The organism is Arthrobacter sp. Y3225209 (assembly GCF_059090685.1).
In genome coordinates this window covers 18,658-40,534 of record NZ_JBNHFW010000012.1, presented here as the reverse complement: position 1 = coordinate 40,534, position 21,877 = coordinate 18,658, and the positions used below count along the sequence as shown (strand labels likewise).

Genomic DNA, 21,877 nt, shown 5'->3' with positions numbered 1-21,877 from the left:
ATAACTTAGGCTCCTGGAATGCCCCACCCTCCGGTTTTCTTCGGCGGGGTGGGGCATTTCGTGTCTCAGCCGCGGAATGCGCATTAGGCTGCCGCGAAATATGGACCTTCCAGACTCCTAGCCCGGTTGGAAGTAGGTGTTCCGCAGGAGCCGCCGGTCAGGATCGACATAATCCGGAGGCCGGAACCACGGAATGCCGGACTGCATGGTCACCTGCCAGTTCCCCTGATGCACCAGATGATGGTGGAACGAGCACAGCAGTGCTCCATTCGCTATCCCGGTTCCGCCTCCGTGTTCCCAGAAGGTGACGTGGTGCGCTTCCGTCCATGGCCCCGGAATAGTGCAGCCCGGAAAGGTGCAGCCATGGTCGCGTGCGAACAGTGCCTTACGAATATGCGGCGGAAACAACCGCGCAGACCTTCCCATCTCCAACACCTGTCCCGATGTTCCCAGCACTGCCGGAATCAGATCGGCATCGCAGGCCAGTCTGCGTATGTCCTCAACCGGTAAAGGTCCCGAGAAGGCGGCTGTTCCCGGACGTTGAGAGTGCCTCTCCGGCCGTGCCTCTGGGGTCCCGGGGAAACCCACCTCGCCGTCCCCGGCCCGGACCCCGCCGCGTTCCTCCAACTTCCCGCCGCTTCCCTCCCGGTTGCCGGCGACGGGTGTGTCTTCTACAGAGGCTCTACCCTGGTTGGTGATTCCTGCGAGTAGAGCCTCGTGACTGATATTCACCATCACCTGCGGGCGCAGACCGCCCGCGGCGGGTACCCCGCCCGAAGCGAGACCGGCACGAACTGCCCCGAGAAGGCCGTTCAGCAGTTGCTGCGGCCGGGTTGGCCCCGACACCGGCGCTGAAGCGGAACCCAGGACAGTCCCGGCTGGATTGGAGTTGTTTTCCGATGCTCCCTGCGGATCCGATGCTCCCTGTGGATCCGGTGCTCCCTGCGGTTCCGGTGGTCCAGGCACGGCCGGGCCGGTATCAGAGGTGGCGAGATTTCCTCTGCTGCAGTCGGCGGCGTCGTTGGAGGGGATCATACGGGCTGCCTCAGCACGCGGATTTGCTCCGCTATTCATGGCCGTTGTGAGCGCCTCATGCTGTTCGCCGGTGCAATAAATATGCAGGTGGTTCAGTCCGTTCCTGCGGCGGCCGGGGAAAATCCCTTGGAATCGGGTGAGCTCCTTTTCGTCGGGAGGGGTTTCCTGGTCCAAAAGGGCGAGCCAGTGCTGCGCGGTACGGAACAGGAAATCATGGTCCTGCCTGGCCCCCACCGCAGCCAGCTGCTCCTCCATGGATTCCAGGGCATCAGCCTCCAGGCGCGGCTCTGCCTGCTCCAAGGACTGGACGATGAGCTCGGCCCCCGATATGGACAGCAGACCGCGGGAACACGTATCCGCCAGCAGGGGAAAGGACGGCGGCAGAGAATGGCCGGTGATGCTGCTCCCCGGCAGGATGGCAGCGGCGAGGCCAAGACGCCGTTTTGCTTCGCCCCGGGATATCCGCAGGCGGGCCCGCAGAAAATCTGCCGTGCTCCGAAACTCCCGCAACTCACGGGACCGGCCTCGCGACGCGGTGCCTGCTGCGCCTACGGCAGCCGAGGCACCGGAATGACTATCCGTATCCGTGGCCCGGAGTTCCGAGGCTGCGGTGCCCGGCGGAGCGGGCGTTGTGCCCAGAGTCTCTGCGGGGCGATGCCGTTCAATAGCGCCCGCCAGAAGCAGTTGCAGGTACCCGGTGATACGGGACAGGTCTTCGACCAGGGAAGCTGCTTCGGCCGCCTCAGCAAGATTCAGAAGGCGCCATTCCCCGGACATGGACTCAGCAAGCCCCCGTGCCGCAGCGAGCAGAGCGGCCACATCGCCAACCGCGTCAGCTCCGGCTGGAGCCGCGCAGGGGTTCACCTGCTCCACCTGGGCCAATAGGTCTGCCGTCATGGGAGCAGTCTGCCCGGCAGCCGCTCAGGCCGGAAGGAGAATGTACCCAGTCTGGGCATAACCCGCGAGCCGCTGCGAAGATTTATCCGCTGTGGAGGCAGAGTGAGGCGGGATCCCTCGTCCCTGGACAGTCGAGCCCCCGAAAAACGGTCTGTACCTAAGCAGCGGCAGCAGCGGCACGCAGCCGGCGGTTGCGCCGTGGTCCGCCGATCATGTCGACGGTCAGGAGCACCAGTGCCAGCCAGACCAGCCCGAAACCGGCCCAGCGCTCGGGAGGCATGGCTTCCTTGAATACGGCGAGGGCGATGATGAACTGCAGCGTGGGTGCCAGGTACTGCAGCAACCCCACCGTCGAGAGCGGAAGACGGCGGGCCGCAGCACCGAAGAAAATGAGCGGGACGGCGGTGATGACACCGGAGGCAGCGAGCAGCCAGAAGTGTCCGGGCCCGTTGGAGGTAAGCGTGGCCGCGCCGGTCACCGACAGCCAGATCATCACACCGGCGGCAATGGGAGTCAGTACAGCGGTTTCAATGGTCAGGCTGGACACGGCGTCGACTCGGGAGCCGATACCCTTCTTCACCAGTCCGTAGAAGCCGAAGCTGAACGCCAGCGCCAGGGCAATCCAGGGCATGTTGCCGTAGGCCAGGGCAAGGACGAGAACAGCTGTGAATCCCACGCCCATCGCGGCCCACTGGAGAGGGCGCAGCTTCTCCTTGAGCACAAGGACACCCAGCAGCACGGAAACGAGCGGATTGATGAAGTAGCCAAGGGCCGCTTCCACCGCGTGCCCGTTCAGGACGGCCCAGGAATAGGTGAGCCAGTTCAGGGCAATCAGCACGGCTGCCCCGGTCAGGGTACCTACTGTGCGGGGATTGCGGCCGGCAGCGAGCATTGGCTTCCAAGCACGCATGACTGTCAGGAGAATGGCGCAGAACGCCAGGGACCACACCACCCGGTTGGCCACGATCTCCACCGGTCCGGCCGGTTCCAGAACCATGAAGTACAGGGGCATCATGCCCCACAGGCCGTAGGCGCCGACACCAAACAGAATGCCGGGAAGGTTCTCGCGGCCGGTCGCCGGGGCAGCTGCAGACCCGGCACCCGCGGGCCCGGCACCCGCGGAGCCGGCGGTCCCCCCGCCGGGCCCGGCAGAACCCCCGGGCCCGGCAGAACCCCCGGACCCGGCAGAGCCGCCCATGCGGGCGGCAGCGGCGTCGGGCTCGGCATTACGCACGCCGCGGAGGGCGGGGACAGGCTTTGAGAATGGCACGTGCTCGTTAACACACAATCCCCGGACCCTATTCCCGCGTCCGTTCGCGGGACCGTTTAGACGGCGGGGAAGCGGGCATTTAGAATAAATAACTGTGTGTTAATTGCGCACCTACGGACCTTTCGAAGAGAAGAAGGACTATCAGTGACTAACCCAGCCGCGGAGAGCGCCCAGCGTCCCTTGAGGGTCGCCATTATCGGTGCAGGCCCCGCCGGTGTTTACGCCGCCGACATCCTTACCAAGGCCGAGCGGGACTTCGAGGTCAGCATCGACCTCTTCGACCAGTACCCGGCGCCCTACGGCCTGATCCGGTACGGTGTCGCGCCCGACCATCCGCGGATCAAGGGCATCGTCAATGCCCTGCACAAGGTCCTGGACCGCGGTGACATCCGCTTCCTTGGCAACGTCAATTACGGCCGCGACCTGACGCTGACGGACTTCCGGCACTTCTACGACGCCATCATCTTCGCCACCGGTGCCATCAAGGACGCTCCGCTGAACGTACCCGGCGTAGAGCTGGAGGGTTCCTTCGGCGGCGCGGACTTCGTCTCCTGGTATGACGGACACCCGGACGTCCCGCGCGAATGGCCGCTGGACGCCAAGGAAGTAGCGGTGATCGGCAACGGCAACGTGGCCCTCGACGTCGCCCGCATCCTCTCCAAGCACGCAGACGATCTGCTCACCACCGAAATCCCCGCCAACGTCTACGAAGGCCTGAAGAAGTCTCCGGTCACGGACGTGCACATCTTCGGCCGCCGCGGTCCGGCGCAGGTGAAGTTCACTCCGCTGGAACTGCGCGAGCTCTCGCATTCGCGCGACGTCGACATTGTGCTTTACCCGGAGGACTTCGAGTTCGACGAAGGCTCCGACGAAGCGATCCGCACCAACAACCAGACCAAGACCATGGTCAACACGCTGACCAACTGGCTGGTGGAAGAACAGGACACCGGTGCCTCCCGCCGCCTGCACCTGCACTTCCTGCACAGCCCGGTGGAGATTTACGACGACGCCGAACATCCGGGCAAGGTCGCGGGCATGAAGTTTGAGCGCACCGAACTCGACGGCACCGGCAACGTCCGCGGCACCGGCGAAATCGTGGACTACCCCGTCCAGGCCGTGTACCGGGCCATCGGCTACTTCGGGTCCGAACTTCCCGAGGTGGGCTACGACGAGCGCCGCGGCGTGATCCCGAACGAGGGCGGCCGCGTGATCAACGAAGACGGCACCCCGGTACCGGGCATCTACACCACGGGCTGGATCAAGCGCGGCCCCGTGGGCCTGATCGGGCACACCAAGGGTGATGCCCTGGAGACCATCGGGTTCCTGTTGGAGGACCGGTTGAACCTGCCCGCGGCCTCGCACCCGGATCCCTCCTCCATCATCGAACTGCTGGAGGAACGCGGCGTTCCCTACACCACCTGGGAAGGCTGGCTGAAGCTGGACGCCTACGAGCGCAGCCTCGGCGCCTCCTACATCCACCCGGACCCGACTACCGGTGAACTCGTACGTGAGCGCGTGAAGGTAGTAGACCGTGAGGAAATGACCCGGATTTCCCGGGGAGAGTAAAGGCGCGGCTACTCTGGCCCCCGCCCGTCCGCGCATGGGAGCATGACATCCAAGAGTTGTGTTCCCTGACAGCGTCCGTCATGGACGGTGTCTGTTTATCAGCGTGGATAGGCGGGGGCCGTGCGCATTGCAGCGCAAGACGAGAAACCGGGCAGGCAGGACACCAGGCACTCCGGTGTCCTGCCGACAACGCCCGCGGATACCCTGCGCCACAACGCCATCAGGGCCCATGAATCGCTCGGATCGGGAACCGGCTGGCTGGAGCGGCTGAGGCCCTCGGTCCGTGAGTCCTGGCAGCGGTCCCTGCTGCACATTCCGGACCCCGACGTTTCCGGTGCGGAATTGGTGTTCGACGACGACGCCCTCCTTGGCTACCGTGCCGCCCACCCGCTCGCTGCCGTGATGCCGGTGATCCGCCGCCTGCTGGTGGAGCCGGGACAGGATGCCGGACTTTTGGTGGCCGTAGGCGATGAGCTGGGCCGGCTGATGTGGGTGGACGGCGACGCCGGCCTGCGCCGCCGGGCGGAGGGGATGCTGTTCGTCGCCGGAGCGGACTGGTCCGAAAGGACAGTGGGTACCTCCGCACCTGGCACGGCATTGGCCACGGCCGCAGACGTGCAGATAGCCGGGCCGGAGCACTTCAGCCGCCTGGCCCACTCATGGAACTGCACCGCCGTGCCTGTCCGGGACCCGGACACCGGAGTGGTGCTGGGCGTCGTGGACATCACGGGCGGGCCGGACGCGGTGGCGCCGCAGACGCTGGCCCTGGTGCGGGCAGCTGTGGCCGCAGCTGAGGCGCAGCTTCAGATCCAGCGGCTGCAGTTACGGCAGGGCCCGCTCCGGACGGCCCCCGTACCGGGTACCGCCCCGAACGGAACCGATCCCAACCGCACCGCCCCAAGCCGCACCGCCCCAAGCCGAAACGGTCCCAATCGCACCGCTTCACGCCGCACCGCATCCGGCCCGCCGGCGGGAACCGGAGCGGACCACCTTTTTACGGACACCTTGGAAGTGCTGGGCCGGGATCACGCCATCCTGCATACCGGCGGCCGCTCCGTGGAACTCAGCTCCCGCCACGGCGAGCTGCTGACGGTGCTGGCCCTGCACCCCGAGGGGTTGACGGCCGGGGACCTAGCGGTGCTGGCGTACCCCGAAGGGTGTCCGGCGGGGACAGTCCGTGCCGAAATACTGCGCCTGCGCAATCTTATGGAGTCCCTGGCACCGACGCCCGCCGCTGACGTGCTGGTTCCGCTCTCGCGTCCGTACCGGCTGTCCCGCCCACTGGTGGTGGACGCTGCGCAGGTTCTGCGCTTCCTGGAGCGGGGAGCGTACCGGGTTGCCCTGCGGATGTACCGGGGCCCGGTGCTTCCCCGCTCGGAATCCCCGGCCGCCGTCGGACTCCGCACCGAGGTCTCGGCGGTGCTGCGCGAAGCGATGCTCTCGGACGCCGGTGCGGATACCCTGTTGCAGTATCTGCAGCTGCCCGAGGCCGCGAATGACGTCGGGGCCTGGCAGCTTGCGCTGCGTCTGCTGCCCCCGCGCTCGCCCCGCCGCTCCGCCGTCGTCACTGCTCTGGAACGGATCGAGCGGGACCTCGCCTAACGATCCCTGCCCGGTTGCGGCTGAATCGGCCGACGCGTGGTTTACGGTTTCCGGCCCGGCTCCGCAGCGGTTCCACCGGCGGCAGGCGGGGCCTCAGGGTGCCCGGAATCGTCCTTCCCAACGCCCTCGTCTTCGGCCGGAACCGGATGGATCCTCAGGCTGGTGAGCAGCCCGATAACCAGCGCCCCGGCGGCAATCCAACCGGCCAGCGAGGCTCCGTTGGTCATGGCGTCGCGGGCGGCGTCGGCAATGAATGCCGTGGCCGGGTTCTCTGCGAGCGCGCTGATGGTGCCGCCGGAGGAGGCATCAACGGAGTCCACTGCCGGGGCCAGAGCCGGTGAGGCCGCCACTGCGTCGGCGGTGCCGTCCCGGGTGCCGTCGCGCAGGGTGGTGAAAAACGCGGTGCCAAGGACGGCGATGCCCAGGGCGGAGCCGGTCTGCCGGGCGGTGCTTTGGGTCGCTGAGCCCTGCCCGCTGCGTTCGACCGGCACTTCGGCGAGGATCACCGAAGTCAGCTGGGCCGTGGCAAGACCCACGCCAAGACCGTACACAAAGAGCAGCGGTGAGGTAAGCCATGCCGTGCTGTCGGGACGGATCAGCAGCGCCAGCACGGCAATGCCCAGCACTTCCAGGCTTAGCCCGATGCGCACCACAATAATCGGGCTGTACCGCCGGGAGAGTCCCGCAACCGCACCGGAGGCCAGGAAGGAGCCCGCCGCCAGGGGAAGGAGGGCCAGCCCGGCCTGGAACGCGGTATAGCCCAGGACGTTCTGGAACCACAGCGGCAGGGAGAGGATCAGCCCGAACTCGCCGAAGCTGACGATCAGCGCGGTGAGGTTTCCGTTGGCAAAGGACCGGATGCGGAACAGGGACAGGTCAAGGATGACTCCCTGTCCGGCAAGTGTCCGCCGCCGCTGCGCGAGCACAAAGGCGGTAAGGGAGAGTGCTGCGATCAGGAACACCCACGGAACAGGGGAGAGGGAGGCGACCGTGAAGGGCGCGTCTTCGGTGGGGGACCACCAGCCGTAGCTGCGGCCTTCGATCAGGCCGAACACCAAGGCACCGAAACCCAGAATCGAAAGCAGTGCCCCGCCGACGTCGAGCCGCTGGTCACGGCCGACCGTGGATTCCGAGGATTCAGCCACAAAAAGCAGCAGTCCCGCGATGACCAGTGCCCCGACCGGCAGATTGATGCCGAAGGCCCACCGCCAGCTGGCATTTTCAATCAGCCAGCCGCCCAGCAGCGGTCCCACCGCGGCCATGCCCCCGATGGTGGAGCCCCATACGGCGAACGCGATGCCGCGTTCACGTCCCTGGAAGTTGGCATTCAGCAGCGCCAGCGTGGTGGGCAGGATCATGGAACCGCCCAGGCCCTGCAGGGCACGGCCCAGGATCAGCAGCCCGCCGGAACCGGCGAGCGCACACATCAGGCTCGCGCCCACGAAAATGACGACGCCGAGGAGCATGATGCGCCGCCGTCCCACCCGGTCCGCAATCCGCCCCCAGGTCAGCAACAGGGCTGCAAAAAGGAGCGTATAGATTTCCTGCACCCACTGAATCTGCGTGCTGGAAATGCCCAGGTCGCCCACCACGGAGGGAATGGCCACGGACACAATCGTGGCGTCCATGATGATGGTCGCTACCCCAAGGCTGATCGCCAGCAGCCCCCACCATCGATACCTGACATAGCGGCTCTGCTCGGGTGTGCCCACGGACGTCCTTCCACCGGGCCGCACGGCCTGCGGCTGAGGGCGGGCCGTCCGGATCCGACTGTCCCGCGTGGCCATAGTAGGGCCTGTGTGATGCAACGTACATGCAACGTTGCGCTGCCTACTCTCTCACTATCAGCACCGACACCGATGTCGATCACAGAAGGAGCGGAAATGAGTGTTTACGCGCAGCCCGGTACCGAGGGATCCAAGGTCAGTTTCAAGCCACGCTATGAGAACTGGATTGGCGGCGAATGGGTAGCCCCCGTCAAGGGCCAGTATTTCGAGAACGTCACTCCCGTCACCGGCCGCGTGTTCTGCGAGGTGGCCCGGGGAACCTCCGAGGATATTGACCTGGCACTGGACGCGGCGCATAAGGCTGCAGGCGCCTGGGGTAAAACAGCTGTGGCCGAGCGTGCACTGATCCTCAACCGCATCGCGGACCGGATTGAGGAGAACCTCGAGATGCTCGCCGTCGCCGAAACCTGGGACAACGGCAAGCCGATCCGCGAAACCCTCGCAGCGGACCTTCCCCTGGCGGTGGACCACTTCCGCTACTTCGCCGGAGCCATCCGCGCACAGGAAGGATCCCTCTCCCAGATTGACGACAACACCACGGCCTACCATTTCCACGAGCCGCTCGGTGTGGTGGGGCAGATCATCCCCTGGAACTTCCCCATCCTTATGGCCACCTGGAAGCTGGCACCCGCACTGGCTGCCGGCAACGCCATTGTGCTCAAGCCCGCCGAACAGACCCCGGCCTCCATCCTGGTGCTGATGGAACTCATCGCGGACCTGCTGCCGGCAGGCGTCCTGAACGTGGTCAACGGCTTCGGCGTGGAGGCAGGTAAGCCTCTGGCATCCTCGAACCGGATCCGCAAAATCGCATTCACCGGAGAGACCACAACCGGCCGGCTGATCATGCAGTACGCCAGCCAGAACCTCATTCCGGTCACGCTGGAACTGGGCGGCAAGAGCCCGAATATCTTCTTCGCTGACGTTGCCCGGGAAAACGATGCGTTCTACGACAAGGCGCTGGAAGGCTTTAATATGTTCGCCCTGAACCAGGGCGAAGTCTGCACCTGCCCCTCCCGGGCACTGGTACAGGACTCGATGTACGACTCCTTTATGTCCGATGCCCTGGCCCGCACCGCACAGATGGTGCAGGGGAACCCGCTGGACACCAACACCATGGTCGGTGCCCAGGCCTCCAACGACCAGTTGGAGAAGATCCTCTCCTACCTGGACATCGGCCGGCAGGAGGGAGCCAAGGTTCTCACCGGCGGTGAGCGCGCACATCTCGACGGCGACCTGTCGGAGGGCTTCTACGTGCAGCCGACCGTCTTCGAAGGCAGCAACAACATGCGCATCTTCCAGGAGGAAATCTTCGGACCCGTCGTCTCCGTGACCCGATTCTCGGACTACGGCGAGGCCCTGGCCATCGCCAATGACTCGCTGTACGGCTTGGGCGCCGGTGTCTGGTCCCGTGACGGCAACACCGCCTACCGGGCAGGCCGTGACATCCAGGCCGGCCGGGTCTGGGTGAATAACTACCACGCCTACCCGGCCCACGCCGCGTTCGGCGGGTACAAGTCCTCCGGCATCGGGCGGGAGAACCACGCCATGATGCTGGACCACTACCAGCAGACCAAGAACCTCCTGGTCAGCTACGCCGAAAACAAACAGGGCTTCTTCTAAGCAGCAAGGGACGCGCCTACGCTGGACTACCACGTACCACCGATCGAATTGAGGATCGAATGGCCGGCATGAAAGCAGCAGTTGTGAACGAGTTGGGCAAAGGGATTTCCGTTGAGGATGTGGCGGTCCTTGAACCCGGACCGGGACAGGCGCTGGTCAAGCTCGTTGCGACCGGTGTGTGCCACACCGATCTGCACGCAGCGGACGGAGACTGGCCCGTTAAACCGACACCACCGTTCATTCCCGGGCATGAGGGCGTGGGGGAAGTGGTGAAGGTGGGCGAAGGGGTCACGGATCTGAAACCCGGCGACATGGTCGGCAACGCGTGGCTGGCCTCCGCCTGCGGAGTCTGCGAATACTGCAGGACGGGCTGGGAGACGCTCTGCGAGGACCAGACGAACAGCGGCTATTCGGTGGACGGGTCCTTTGGCCAGTACATGCTGGTGGATGCCCGGTTCGCCGCGCGCATTCCGGAGGGGGCGGACCCGCAGGAAATAGCACCCGTCCTCTGCGCCGGTGTCACGGTCTACAAGGGATTAAAAGTCAGCGAGGCGCGCCCCGGACAATGGGTGGTCATTTCGGGGATCGGCGGCCTCGGCCACGTCGCAGTGCAGTATGCCAAAGCTATGGGCCTGCGCGTGGCCGCCGTCGATATCAGCGATGACAAGCTGGAGCTTGCGAAGAAATACGGAGCCGAGGTGACTGTCAACGCCAGCACCGAGGATCCGGCGGAAGCAATCCAGGAAAAGGTGGGCGGCGCACACGCGGTGTTGGTCACCGCGGTGCATCCGGCCGCTTTCGGGCAGGCAATCGGTATGGCCCGCCGCGGCGGAACCATCGTTTTTGTCGGGCTGCCGCCGGGGGATTTCCCTGCCCCGATTTTTGACATCGTGCTCAAGGGCCTGACCATCCGCGGTTCCATTGTGGGCACCCGCCAGGATCTGGCTGAGGCGATCGATTTCTACGATAGGGGCCTGATCCATCCCAATGTGAGTATCCGCAGCCTGGAGGAGATCAATACGGTGATGGATGAGTTGCGCGGCGGCCACGTCGACGGCCGGGTGGTGATCGGGTACTGATGGATACTGCCCCTGTTTCAACGCTCGACGCCGGTGCGGCGCTGCCCGGGGAGGATTTCTCCCGGGTGGCGCTCAGCCCCGCTGCGCAGGAACTGCTGCGGAGCCTGGTCAGGCAACACGGCCCGCTGATGTTCCATCAGTCCGGCGGCTGCTGCGACGGTTCCTCGCCCATGTGCTATCCGAAAGGCGAGTTCCTTACCGGGGACGCGGATGTCCTGCTGGGGGTGTTCAACCTGGACGGCGAGGACCTGGAATTCTGGATGTCCCGGGAACAGTTTGCCTACTGGAAACACACCCATCTCACCGTGGATGTTGTAGCCGGACGGGGAAGCGGGTTTTCCGTCGAGGCACCCGAAGGCAAACGCTTCCTGATCCGCTCCCGCCTGTTTGGCCAAGATGCGGATCCGTCCTGAAATAGTAAGCTGGCTGTTGAACCTGCCGTTCCGGCGGTAGGGTGCAAGTGGACGGAACTTATCGAGGCCCTGTGAGGGCAGGAGAAGAGGAAGACCATGGTAAAGAAGTTTGTATTTCTGGCCGGCATGGGCGTGGGCTACCTGGTGGGCTCCAAGGGCGGCCGCGAAAAACTGATGCAGCTCTGGAAGGACCCGAAGGTCCAGGACACGGTGTCCCAGGGCACTGATTGGGCCAAGGAGAAGGCTCCGGGCCTGCAGGACAAGGTCACCGGCGCAGCCAAGGACGCTGCCTCCAAGGTCACCGGGTCATCCTCAGGATCCGATTCAGCTTCGGCGACGGCGGGCTCCGGCTCGTCTGCTGCAGGAAGCTCCGCCGGTGCCTCCGGCGGCTACACCTCCGGGGGAGACCACAAGATGTCTCCCGCTGAGCCGCAGCCGGAGTCATAACCGCACGGCACTGCGCAGCAAAAATTCATGCAGAAGGAGCGGACGGGCCCGGCCCGTCCGCTCCTTCTGCATGAGGCGCCAAAAAGGAACAGTGAACAACGGAACCTGTACGGGTACAGGCACGTTGGGAAGGCGGAGGTATTTTTGGGGGCCTGCGTGCGGAACCTGACGAAAAATGACTGCCGGAGCAGATGATGGGAATACCATGCAGCGGAACAGCAGTTATGTTCGGCTAGTATCGAGTGCCCGGAAAGAACACAACTACGGATTTGGAGTGTGAGCCGAGAACATGGCTACAGATTACGACGCACCGCGCAAGACTGAGGAAGAAGCCGGCACCGCCTCCATCGAGGAACTCCAGGCCCGGCGCAGCGACAAGCAGTCTGCCGTAGTTGACGTCGATGAAGCCGAAGCAGCCGAAGGATTTGAACTTCCCGGCGCCGACCTCTCCGGCGAAGAACTGCTCGTACGCGTGGTGCCGCCCCAGGAAGACGAGTTCACCTGCAACTCCTGCTTCCTCGTCCGCCACCGCTCCCAGCTGGCCGTGGAAAAAGACGGCGTCGCTTACTGCAAGGATTGCGAGGGCTGATCAGCCTTGCCGCACCGTGCAGCCGCCCCGCTCCAGCCTGCGTGGCGGCTGCAGCGTTTTAAGCGTAGGAATCCCGGGTCCGTCCGGCCGCTGAGGGCGGCTACGGAAAGGGAAGCCGATGGGTGAGCCGGCGACGACGGCGGTACTGCTGGCTGCTGGGGCCGGCACCCGCCTGGGCCGCGGGCCGAAGGCATTGCTGCCCTTCCATGGCCGGCCCTTGGTGGAACACCAAATCAGGGTCCTGCTGGCCGGGGGATGCAGGGACGTACTGGTGGTGCTGGGGGCCGGCAGCACCCGGATCCTGGCGGAAGCCGATCTGGCGGGTGCCAGTCCGGTGCTGAACCCGGACTGGCAGCACGGCATGGGCACCAGCTACCGGCAGGGTATGGCTGCCGCCGTTCAGCTGCGGCCCTCGGCGGTGCTCGTGGCACTGGTGGACCAGCCCGGCCTGACCGCGGCGGCGGTTTCCCGGCTCCGATCGTCCTGGCGGTCCGGACGGATTAACGCCGCCGGATACCGGGACGGTGATGGCAGGCTGCGGCGGGGCCATCCCGTGCTCTTTGATAGATCGCTCGCCGTCCGAAGCCTGGAATCCGGCGTGACGGGAGGGCAGGACACCGGCGCGCGGGCATTTCTGGCGTCCCACCCCGAGCTCGTGGACGTGACCGACTGCTCCGACCTCGCCGACGGACGTGACGTGGACACAAAAGCGGATTTGGTCCTGTTAGACTGAAAACTTCGTAGGGGAGTATCCCGAAACGCCGATATCCGTCAACACGTGGAGCACCGACGCTCCGCCGGGTTCAGCGGCCAGCATCATTTTGCTGGCGGGAGAGACCTATGCTCCTTTGGCGTACCCTACGAAAGCAGACCTTCATGACTGTTTCCCCCCTAGTCTGGGGAGTGACCATTGTTGTCATTCTGGGCCTTCTGGCCTTCGACTACTTCTTCCATATCCGCAAGGCCCACATCCCCACCCTGAAGGAAGCGGCCATCTGGTCCGCCATTTACGTGGGCCTGGCCATCCTGTTCGGCGTTGTTGTCTGGGTTCTGGGCGGCACCCAGATGGGCACCGAATACTTCGCCGGCTACATCACCGAGAAGGCCCTGTCGGTAGACAACCTGTTTGTCTTTCTGATCATCATGGCCAGCTTCCGGGTACCGCGTGAGGACCAGCAGAAGGTACTGCTTTTCGGCATTGTCTTCGCCTTGATTGCCCGCACCGGGTTCATCCTTCTTGGCGCCGCGCTGATCAACTCCTTCTCCTGGGTCTTCTACCTCTTCGGCCTGATCCTGCTGATCACGGCCGGCAATCTGCTCAAGCCCGAGAGCACCGAAGGCGACGACGAAGCGAACAACTTCGTCATTCGCCTGGCACGCAAGATCTTCCACACGTCGGATAAGTACGACGGCGACAAGATGTTCACCATCGAGAACGGCAAGCGCGTTCTCACCCCGATGCTGCTGGTCATGGTGGCCATTGGCGGTACCGACATCCTCTTCGCCCTCGACTCCATTCCCGCCATCTTCGGGCTGACGCAGAACGTCTTCATCGTCTTTACGGCCACGGCCTTCTCCCTGATGGGCCTGCGCCAGCTCTACTTCCTGATCGACGGGCTGCTGGACCGCCTCATCTACCTCAGCTACGGCCTCGCCACCATCCTGGCCTTCATCGGCGTCAAGCTTGTCCTGCACGCCCTGCATGAAAACACCCTGCCGTTCATCAACGGCGGTGAGCATGTTCCGGTCTTTGAAATCAGCACCGGCCTTTCCCTCTCCGTCATTGTGGGCGTCCTCGCGGTCACCGTGATTGCTTCCCTGGTCAGCCCCGCAGGCAAGGCCATGGCCGCCGTCAACAACGCACGCCGCCACGCCGACGCATACCTGGACCTGTCCTACACGGCCGACCCGGGTGAGCGCGAGCGCGTCTACAAGGCTCTGTGCGACGAGGAGCAGGACATCATGAAGATGGACATCAAGTACCGCGACAAGGTCAAGGACATCGAAGAGATCCGTGAGACCGTGGCCCGCGCACATAGCGAGCACGAGCGTTACCTTTCCCTCTAGGGGCAAATACCTGCACTCACGTACCTAAAGATACGTACCTAAAAAAGAGGCATCCCGGGCAGCTGCCCGGGATGCCTCTTTGCTTTTTCCCCGCTGTCCGCGGGTCCGTCAGCGGCCGCGGGATCAGTGGTCAGTGTTCTGCCGCGGATCAGACTTCTGTGCCAGCCGGCCGTCCGCGCCTGCCCCGGAACGCCGGACCGCGGCGCCCAGGAATATCCCGGCGGCCAGGGCGCCAAGTCCCCCCGCAGCCAAATCGGCCATGGTGTCTTCGTAGCCCACGTTGATAGTCGCGTCCACGAAGGTGTGGCCCCACCATTCAGCCATTTCCCACAACACACTCAGGCCCAGGCCAAGTGCCAGAACCAACACCGGAACCACCAGCGGCAGGGACCGGGAGGAGCGGTGCGGGCGCCGGACCCCGGGGACCGCACCGAATTGCACCAGGAGGAAATAGGTCATCACGGCCAGGACTCCGGTTGTGGCGCAGTGGATCACCAGGTCCCACCAGGAGATACGGGCGTACAGGTCCGCAACGCTGCTCCAGGCCGCCAGCAGCAGCACCAGTCCGTAGACGGCATCAAAGCCCGGCAGCACGGTCAGGGCCCGGGCCACCAGCATGCCCAGCATCACCAGCAGGAACAGCGAGGTTTCCACCGGCCCGAGCAGTACCACCGCCGCCAGGATACTCAGCAGGCCCAGCACCCGTACGACGTCTGCGAGCAGTTCCTTCCGGCTCTCCGGGGCGCGGAGCAGTGCATCGATCATCCTCATACGGTAGCCCGGGAAGGCGGCGGGCAGGAGAGGCGGCGGAAACCCCGGGGGCTCCTTCGGCCCTCCCACGCTAAACTCAGCCCATGCCATCACCGCGTACCGCAGCGCTTCCTGCGGTGTCCGTAGTCATTCCGTGCCGCGACGACGCCGCCCTGCTTGAGGCCTGCCTGCAGTCCCTGGCGCAGCAGAGCGTCCCACCAGCGGAAATCGTGGTGGTGGACAACAACAGCACCGATGCCAGCGCGGACGTTGCCCGCCGCTACGGTGCCCGTGTGGTGTTTGAACCCGTCCCCGGGATCCCCGCCGCGGCCGGCGCGGGTTACGATGCCGTTGCCTTTGGCGCGGACGCAGCGGATCTCATCATTGCCCGATGCGACGCGGACTGTGTCCTGCCGCCGGATTGGATTGCGCGCATAGCTGAAAACTTCGCGGCTAATCCTCAGCTGGAGGTCCTCAGCGGTCCGGGAGTGTTCTACGGGATGCCGCCATGGGCCGGCAGGCTGCTCGCGGGCCTGTACCTGGGCGCCTACTTTCTGGCGATGGGTTCCGCGCTGGCCCGTTGGCCGGTTTTCGGCTCGAATATGGCCATGCGGGCAGGCACCTGGCAGGACATCAGCAACGAGGTGCACCGGGATGATGCGCAGATGCACGACGACGTTTGCCTAAGCTTTCACCTCGGTCCCCGGCGGCGCTGCCGGCTGGACCGGGAGCTGGTGGTGGGAATGGCACCGAGGGCGGTGCAGACCGGGGCCAGCCTAAGCCTGCGCTTCCGCCGGGCCTTCCACACCCTCGCCGGCCATTGGCCGCAGGAGTACCCGTGGCGGCGATGGGAGCAGCGGTTTCGCCCGGTCGGTGATGGTCAGGGGTAGAGCAGCGGCAGTTGAAGGACCAGCCACGGGCTGAATGCCCAGGGCGTCAGCCGCACAGCGGGGACCAGTTGCGCCGGATCAGCCCACTCCCAGTCCATAACCTCGTCCGCGGCGGGCACCGGGTCGGCGTCCGCTACAGCCGTATAGACCGGGCAGATCTCGTGTTCGACAATCCCGGACGCATCTACTGCGCGGTAGCGGAAATCGGGAAGATGCAGCGTCAGATCCCGGATCTCCGACCCAAGCTCGCGCTGTGCGCGGCGGCGGACGGCGTCCTCTGTTGCCTCGCCGGGCCCGGGGTGCCCGCAGAAGGAATTCGTCCAGACGCCAGGCCAGGTCAGTTTGGACAGCGCCCGTCGGGTCACCAGCAGGCGGCCGTCGGGGTTGTACACGTGCGTGGAGAACGCCAGATGCAGCGGCGTGTCGGTGGTGTGCACGGTGGCTTTGTCATGGGTACCCAGCGGGCTGCCATCGATGTCAACCAGAACAACCTGCTCCGGGCGGCCTGTCATTTCTTCCCTTTGTCGCATACGTGTTTACTTTACCTATGGAGACGCACCCCCCGCTCGATCTATCTGCCGGCCAAGGCATGGTTGAGGATGTCCTCGACCGGTTCTTTGAACGAGCCAAGGCCCGGGCCGCGAAGCTCGGACCCAGCTACCTGTCCCTGTGGCAGACCCTCGAGGATTCCACCGCCGGAGGCAAAAGGGTGCGGCCGCGGATCCTGCTGACCGCCTATTTGAATCTCGGGGGCACCGATACCGCTGCAGCGGCCGGCGTCGGCGCCGCGTTTGAACTTCTGCACACGGCGCTGATTGTCCATGACGACGTTATCGACCTGGATTTCACCCGGCGCGGCCAGGAGAACGTCTCCGGCGTGTACCGTGACCTGGCCTCCTCCGCCGGGGCCGAAACCGGTGCCGCCCGGCACCGCGGACTCTCAGCAGGCGTTATCGCCGGCGACCTGGCGCTCACCGGTGCTTTCCGCCTGCTTGACCGCTCTCCCGTATCCCCGGAGACACGGTTGCGACTTGCCGAAATCCTGGACGACGCAGTGTTTGCGTCCGCCGGCGGGGAACTTATTGACGTCGATTTCTCGTTCCACCCCGGGGCGCCGCCCATCGACGAAATACTGCACATGGAACGGCTGAAGACAGCCGTCTACTCCTTTGAGGCCCCGTTGCAGGCAGGTGCCGTGCTGGCCGGGGCGCCTGACGAGGTTGTGTCGACCCTGGGCCTCTACGGGCGGGATATCGGCATTGCCTACCAGGTGGTTGATGACCTGTTGGGCGTTTTCGGATCGGAAACCGCCACCGGCAAGTCCACGTTCTCGGACCTGCGCGAAGGCAAGCGCACCGTCCTGATTTCCTATGCCTCGGACAAACCCGAGTGGGTCGAACTTTCGGATTTGATCGGCAGCCCCTCGCTCACCGCCCGTGGGGCGGCCCGGGCACGGGAGTTGCTGGTTTCCTCCGGAGCGCGGGACCACGCCCGGGAACTGGTGCGCGAATATGCTGACCGTGCCCGCCAGCGCCTGGACTGCCCTGCCGTGACGCCGGGCCTGCGGGCAGCCTTGTCCGCGGTGGTCGACGACGCCGTGAACAGGGGACGCTAAGACATGGCGGCAGAACAGGGTCTCGCCCTCTACAACACCGTGGCCGGAGAGACCTCAGCGGTGCTGATCCGGTCCTATTCCACATCCTTCGGCCTGGCCTCACGCCTGCTCCCGGCGCGGACCCGCAGGCAAATCGAAACCATCTACGCACTGGTGCGGCTGGCCGACGAGATCGTGGACGGCGTGGCCCTTGCGGCAAAGATACCGCGCGGGGACATCGGCGCGCTCCTGGACGAACTGGAAGCGGACACGGAGCGCGCGCTGCGCACCGGGTACAGCGTGAACCTCGTGGTGCACGCGTTTGCGCTGACCGCCAGGGCCACCGGCATCGGGCCTGAACTGACCCGGCCCTTCTTCGCATCCATGCGCGCGGACCTGGAACAGGCCGAACACACCGAAGCCAGTTTCAATGAGTACGTCTACGGATCAGCCGAAGTGGTGGGGCTGATGTGCCTGCAGTGTTTCCTGCAGGATCTCGCCATCCCGGAAGACCAGTCCAAGCGGCTGCGCGAGGGCGCCCAGCGGCTGGGGTCAGCGTTCCAGAAGGTCAATTTCCTGCGCGATCTTGCCCAGGACTTTGAGACCCTCGGCCGCAGCTACTTCCCCGGCGTCACGGTCGATGCCTTCACGGAGACGGACAAAAACAGGATCCTGGACAGCATTGACGCGGATCTGCTGGTCTCGGGGGCTGCTGCGGCCGAGCTTCCGGCCGGATGCCGTGCCGCCGTCGTCCTGGCCCAGGAGCTCTTTACCGAATTGGCCCGCCGGCTGCGCGCTACTCCTGCCGCCCGGCTGCGCACCACCCGCGTCCGTGTCCCGAATCCAGTCAAGGCCCGCATCGCTGCCCGCGCGGTCTTGACGAGGCGGGCCACCGTCCCGGCCGCAGCCCCCATCAACACCGAACCGAACGGACCGCATCCATGAACACCCAGCCGCGTACCGCCGTCGTTATCGGGGGCGGGATTACCGGACTGGCCACCGCGGCCCTGCTGGCCCGCGAAGGCCTGGAAGTCACGGTGCTGGAGAAGCAGCCGGAAACAGGCGGCCGCGCCGGCAGCTGGGAAACCGGCGGGTTCCGCTTTGACACCGGTCCGTCCTGGTACCTGATGCCCGAGGTATTTGACCACTTCTTCCGTCTGCTGGGGACCTCCGCGGCTGAGCAGCTGCAGCTGGTCAAACTCGATCCGGGGTACCGGGTGCTGTTCGAAGGGCAGACCGGTCCCGTGGACATCGCCGCGACCCGGGAGGAAAACATAGCCCTCTTCGACTCCCTGGAACCCGGTGCCGGGCAACGCCTGGAGGAGTACCTGGAGTCCTCAGAAGAGGTCTACGCCATGGCGAAGAAGCGGTTCCTGTACTCGACCTTCGCGTCCTTCCTGCCGCTGCTGCGTCCGGACGTGCTGCGGCGCGGACCCCGTCTGGCCCGCCTGCTGCTGGAACCGCTGAGCAGCTTCGTGGCCAAGCGCTTCACTGACCCAAGGATCCGGCAGATCCTGGGATATCCGGCGGTATTCCTTGGCTCCTCGCCGTTTACTACGCCCAGCATGTACCACCTGATGAGCCGGCTGGACCTCGCCGACGGTGTGCTGTACCCCATGGGCGGTTTCCATCGGATCGTTTCCGTGATCGGGGACCTGGCGCAGGCCGAGGGCGCCCGGGTGGTTACCGGCGCGGAAGTCACCTCGATCCGTACGGAGGTCTCCGGCCGCAAAACCCGGGCCACCGGTGTGCAGTACCGCAGCCCGGACGGCACCCTGGAGTCACTGGATGCGGACCTGGTGGTCTCCGCCGCGGACCTGCACCACACTGAAACCGAGCTCCTGCCACTGGAACTGCAGACCTATCCGGAAAAGTACTGGCAGCGACGGGTTCCGGGTCCGGGCGGGCTGTTGCTCCACTTGGGCGTACAGGGGACGTTGCCGCAGCTGCAGCACCACACCCTGCTCTTTACCGAAGACTGGAAAGCGAACTTCGAGAAGATTTTCGGCAAGGACACTTCGGTGCCGGATCCCGCGTCGCTGTATGTCTGCCGGCCCAGCGCCACGGACCCGGACGCTGCACCGGAGGGCCATGAAAACCTTTTTGTGCTGGTTCCCGTGCCCTCAGATCCGTCCCTGGGTGCAGGCGGGATCGACGGCGCCGGGGATCCGCGCATCGAGAAGATGGCGGATGCAGTGATCGCCCAGATCTCGTCCTGGGCCGGTATCCCGGATCTGGCCGAGCGCATCATTATCCGCCGCACTGTCGGTCCGCAGGATTTTGTCACCGACCTCAATTCGTGGCGCGGTACCCTGCTGGGCCCGGCACATATCCTGAAGCAGAGCGCGTTCTTCCGCGGCTCGAACGCCAGCCGCAAGGTGGACGGCCTGCTGTACGCCGGCGGGTCCACGCTGCCTGGCATCGGCCTGCCCATGTGCCTGATCAGTGCCGAACTGATACTCAAGCGGCTGCGCGGTGACACCGGCACCGAGGCGCTGCCAGAACCCGCCCCGTGGTCCGCCACGGCGGACAGTCGGCCGGAAAGTGCCGGCCGCGCCGCGGGCGGGGATGCGAAGCCCCTGCCCGCAGAGCCTTCCTCCGGGGACGGCGCCTGATGGGCGTGCTGTATCTGCTTTTCCTGCTGCTCTCGCTGGGGTGCATGGCCCTGTTGGACCACAGGTTTCGGCTGTTCTTTTTCGCAGATGCCCGCCGGGCTGCCCTGGTGTTGCTGATCGGCGTGCTGTTCTTCACCGGCTGGGACCTCGGCGGGATCGGCGCGGACATCTTCTACCGAGGTGAGACCCCGTTTATGCTCGGCCTGACCCTGGCTCCGCACCTGCCCGTGGAGGAAATCTTCTTCCTTGCTTTCCTCTGCTATCTGACGATGGTGGTCTTCGGGCTGGTGCGCCTGGCGGCCGGGAAAGCTGCAGCAAGGGACAGGGTGAAGCAGTGACCTATTGGACCCTCAACGCCTTTTTCCTGGTCCCGGCCGCGCTGGTGTTTGGAGCGGCGCTGCTGGCCCGGCGCCGCACGCCCGTGTTCTTCCGATCCGCAGCCGCCGTCACCGCGGCGGTCCTGCTCGGACTCACCGCCGTTTTTGACAACCTGATGATCCGGGTTGGCCTGTTCTGGTACAACGAGGACCGCATTTCGGGAGCCTTCATCGGAACGGCTCCGCTGGAGGATTTCGCCTATCCCGTCGCCGCCGTGCTGCTGCTGCCGGCGCTCTGGGTGCTGTTGCCCGGTCGGGCGCCTGAACCAGCTGCTGCCAGGCGGGCTGCACAAAGTACACCGAATACCAAGGAGAACCAGTGAGCGGCACCGCCACCCGTACGGCCGGCACCACCCTGCGGATGCTGCTGGTTTCATCCCGTCCGTTGTCCTGGGTCAACACCGCCTATCCCTTCGCAGCGGCGTACCTGCTGACCGCCGGCCGGATCGACGCCGCATGGGTCATCGGAACGCTGTTCTTCCTGATTCCCTACAACCTGGCGATGTACGGCATCAACGACGTCTTCGACTATGAGTCGGACCTGCACAACCCGCGCAAGGGTGGTGTGGAAGGTGCCGTCCTGGACCGCAGCTTCCACCGCACCACGCTGTGGGCAGCGCTGGCGACAAACGTTCCCTTCCTGGTGGTCCTGGTGGCGCTGGGCAATGCTCTGTCCGTGCTGGTGCTGGCCGTGAGCGTTTTTGCGGTGATTGCCTACAGTGCACCCAAACTGCGGTTCAAGGAGCGTCCGTTCCTGGATTCGATGACGTCCAGCACGCACTTTGTCAGTCCCGCCGTTTACGGGCTGGTTCTCGCCGGCGCGGAGTTCACCCCGGGCCTGTGGGCCGTGCTGGGGGCGTTCTTCCTGTGGGGCATGGCAAGCCAGGCCTTCGGCGCGGTGCAGGACGTGGTGCCGGACCGCGAGGGCGGCATCGGGTCCATCGCTACGGTGCTCGGCGCCCGGACGGTGGTGTGGGTGGCCGCAGCCGCGTACCTGGCCGGCGGCCTGCTGATGCTGCTGACCCCGTGGCCGGCAACACTGGGCGGGCTGCTGGCCCTGCCCTACATCCTCAACCTCGTACCGTTCCTTCGGATTACCGACGCGGGGTCCGGAGCTGCGAATGCCGGCTGGAAACGGTTCCTGAAACTGAACTTCCTCACCGGTTTCCTGGTGACACTGCTGATCATTGCCTACTGGCCCAACCGATAGCTGCAGCGGGCAGCGTGCATAAACAGCAGCGTGAATATAACAGCAGCGGCCGACCCCCGAAGGGGCCGG

Annotated in this window: 21 protein-coding genes; 16 read left to right on the top strand and 5 right to left on the bottom strand. The window is 65.2% G+C overall.

Going from position 1 to position 21,877, the window contains the following annotated elements; genetic code table 11:
* Positions 1–117 precede the first annotated feature (117 nt).
* Together AC5RVB_RS08565 and rarD are read right to left on the bottom strand one after the other, a co-directional pair.
* Positions 118–1,932: an HNH endonuclease signature motif containing protein gene (locus tag AC5RVB_RS08565; protein ID WP_494142479.1), complete on the bottom strand. Its 1,815-nt coding sequence runs from the start codon at positions 1,930–1,932 to the stop codon at positions 118–120.
* 157 nt (positions 1,933–2,089) lie between these two features.
* The gene (rarD, locus tag AC5RVB_RS08560; protein WP_494142503.1) at positions 2,090–3,130 is read right to left on the bottom strand and encodes an EamA family transporter RarD; all 1,041 of its coding nucleotides are present in this window, start codon (positions 3,128–3,130) and stop codon (positions 2,090–2,092) included.
* A 216-nt stretch (positions 3,131–3,346) separates the two neighbouring features.
* Here rarD and AC5RVB_RS08555 point away from each other — a divergent pair, with 216 nt between their 5' ends.
* Positions 3,347–4,768, top strand: coding sequence for an FAD-dependent oxidoreductase (locus AC5RVB_RS08555; RefSeq protein ID WP_227902393.1), 1,422 nt, complete (start codon positions 3,347–3,349; stop codon positions 4,766–4,768).
* Between the two features lie 120 nt (positions 4,769–4,888).
* Positions 4,889–6,370 (top strand): GAF domain-containing protein, encoded by a 1,482-nt coding sequence (locus AC5RVB_RS08550; protein WP_494142478.1) that lies wholly within the window; start codon positions 4,889–4,891, stop codon positions 6,368–6,370.
* Between the two features lie 41 nt (positions 6,371–6,411).
* On the opposite strand, the gene AC5RVB_RS08545 is transcribed toward AC5RVB_RS08550, so the two are convergent.
* Positions 6,412–8,082 (bottom strand): DHA2 family efflux MFS transporter permease subunit, encoded by a 1,671-nt coding sequence (locus AC5RVB_RS08545; protein WP_227902392.1) that lies wholly within the window; start codon positions 8,080–8,082, stop codon positions 6,412–6,414.
* A 171-nt stretch (positions 8,083–8,253) separates the two neighbouring features.
* Here AC5RVB_RS08545 and adh point away from each other — a divergent pair, with 171 nt between their 5' ends.
* The 7 genes from adh (at position 8,254) to AC5RVB_RS08510 (ending at position 14,372) form a co-directional block, all read left to right on the top strand.
* Entirely contained in the window at positions 8,254–9,777 is a 1,524-nt protein-coding gene (adh, locus tag AC5RVB_RS08540; RefSeq protein ID WP_227902391.1) for an aldehyde dehydrogenase, read from the top strand.
* A gap of 68 nt (positions 9,778–9,845) precedes the next feature.
* Positions 9,846–10,856: an alcohol dehydrogenase AdhP gene (gene adhP, locus AC5RVB_RS08535; protein WP_494142477.1), complete on the top strand. Its 1,011-nt coding sequence runs from the start codon at positions 9,846–9,848 to the stop codon at positions 10,854–10,856.
* Complete coding sequence (locus tag AC5RVB_RS08530; RefSeq protein WP_227902389.1) at positions 10,856–11,269, top strand: DUF779 domain-containing protein; 414 nt, start codon at positions 10,856–10,858, stop codon at positions 11,267–11,269. The genes adhP and AC5RVB_RS08530 overlap by 1 nt, the downstream gene beginning before the upstream one ends.
* A gap of 96 nt (positions 11,270–11,365) precedes the next feature.
* Positions 11,366–11,716, top strand: a complete 351-nt coding sequence (locus AC5RVB_RS08525; RefSeq protein WP_227902388.1) for a hypothetical protein — start codon at positions 11,366–11,368, stop codon at positions 11,714–11,716.
* 289 nt (positions 11,717–12,005) lie between these two features.
* Positions 12,006–12,305: a DUF4193 domain-containing protein gene (locus AC5RVB_RS08520; RefSeq protein ID WP_227902387.1), complete on the top strand. Its 300-nt coding sequence runs from the start codon at positions 12,006–12,008 to the stop codon at positions 12,303–12,305.
* A 118-nt stretch (positions 12,306–12,423) separates the two neighbouring features.
* Entirely contained in the window at positions 12,424–13,038 is a 615-nt protein-coding gene (locus AC5RVB_RS08515) for a nucleotidyltransferase family protein (protein WP_290244259.1), read from the top strand.
* Between the two features lie 143 nt (positions 13,039–13,181).
* Positions 13,182–14,372 carry a TerC family protein gene (locus tag AC5RVB_RS08510; protein ID WP_494142476.1) on the top strand — a complete coding sequence of 397 codons (1,191 nt, stop codon included), beginning with the start codon at positions 13,182–13,184 and terminating at the stop codon, positions 14,370–14,372.
* A 123-nt stretch (positions 14,373–14,495) separates the two neighbouring features.
* Here the strand turns inward: AC5RVB_RS08510 and AC5RVB_RS08505 are convergent, their stop codons facing one another.
* Complete coding sequence (locus AC5RVB_RS08505) at positions 14,496–15,137, bottom strand: DUF2238 domain-containing protein (RefSeq protein ID WP_227902384.1); 642 nt, start codon at positions 15,135–15,137, stop codon at positions 14,496–14,498.
* An 89-nt stretch (positions 15,138–15,226) separates the two neighbouring features.
* On the opposite strand from AC5RVB_RS08505, the gene AC5RVB_RS08500 reads away from it, so the two are divergent.
* Positions 15,227–16,012 carry a glycosyltransferase family A protein gene (locus tag AC5RVB_RS08500; protein WP_227902383.1) on the top strand — a complete coding sequence of 262 codons (786 nt, stop codon included), beginning with the start codon at positions 15,227–15,229 and terminating at the stop codon, positions 16,010–16,012.
* Here the strand turns inward: AC5RVB_RS08500 and idi are convergent.
* Positions 16,003–16,524, bottom strand: coding sequence for an isopentenyl-diphosphate Delta-isomerase (gene idi / locus AC5RVB_RS08495; protein WP_494142475.1), 522 nt, complete (start codon positions 16,522–16,524; stop codon positions 16,003–16,005). The genes AC5RVB_RS08500 and idi overlap by 10 nt on opposite strands.
* A 77-nt stretch (positions 16,525–16,601) precedes the next feature.
* Between idi and AC5RVB_RS08490 the strand changes: the two genes are divergently transcribed.
* The 6 genes from AC5RVB_RS08490 to AC5RVB_RS08465 are packed head-to-tail and all read left to right on the top strand — an operon-like array spanning position 16,602 to position 21,808.
* A complete protein-coding gene (locus tag AC5RVB_RS08490; RefSeq protein ID WP_494142474.1) occupies positions 16,602–17,627 on the top strand; it encodes a polyprenyl synthetase family protein in 1,026 nt (341 codons plus the stop codon).
* Between the two features lie 3 nt (positions 17,628–17,630).
* Positions 17,631–18,551 carry a phytoene/squalene synthase family protein gene (locus AC5RVB_RS08485; RefSeq protein WP_227928708.1) on the top strand — a complete coding sequence of 307 codons (921 nt, stop codon included), beginning with the start codon at positions 17,631–17,633 and terminating at the stop codon, positions 18,549–18,551.
* Positions 18,548–20,221, top strand: coding sequence for a phytoene desaturase family protein (crtI, locus tag AC5RVB_RS08480; protein ID WP_494142473.1), 1,674 nt, complete (start codon positions 18,548–18,550; stop codon positions 20,219–20,221). The genes AC5RVB_RS08485 and crtI overlap by 4 nt, the downstream gene beginning before the upstream one ends.
* Positions 20,221–20,559, top strand: a complete 339-nt coding sequence (locus tag AC5RVB_RS08475; RefSeq protein ID WP_227902378.1) for a lycopene cyclase domain-containing protein — start codon at positions 20,221–20,223, stop codon at positions 20,557–20,559. Before crtI ends, AC5RVB_RS08475 begins: the two co-directional genes overlap by 1 nt.
* Entirely contained in the window at positions 20,556–20,921 is a 366-nt protein-coding gene (locus tag AC5RVB_RS08470) for a lycopene cyclase domain-containing protein (RefSeq protein ID WP_227928712.1), read from the top strand. The genes AC5RVB_RS08475 and AC5RVB_RS08470 overlap by 4 nt, the downstream gene beginning before the upstream one ends.
* 38 nt (positions 20,922–20,959) lie before the next feature.
* On the top strand, positions 20,960–21,808 hold the full coding sequence (locus AC5RVB_RS08465; RefSeq protein ID WP_231709953.1) for a prenyltransferase: 849 nt from the start codon (positions 20,960–20,962) through the stop codon (positions 21,806–21,808).
* The last annotated feature ends 69 nt before the right edge of the window (positions 21,809–21,877 follow it).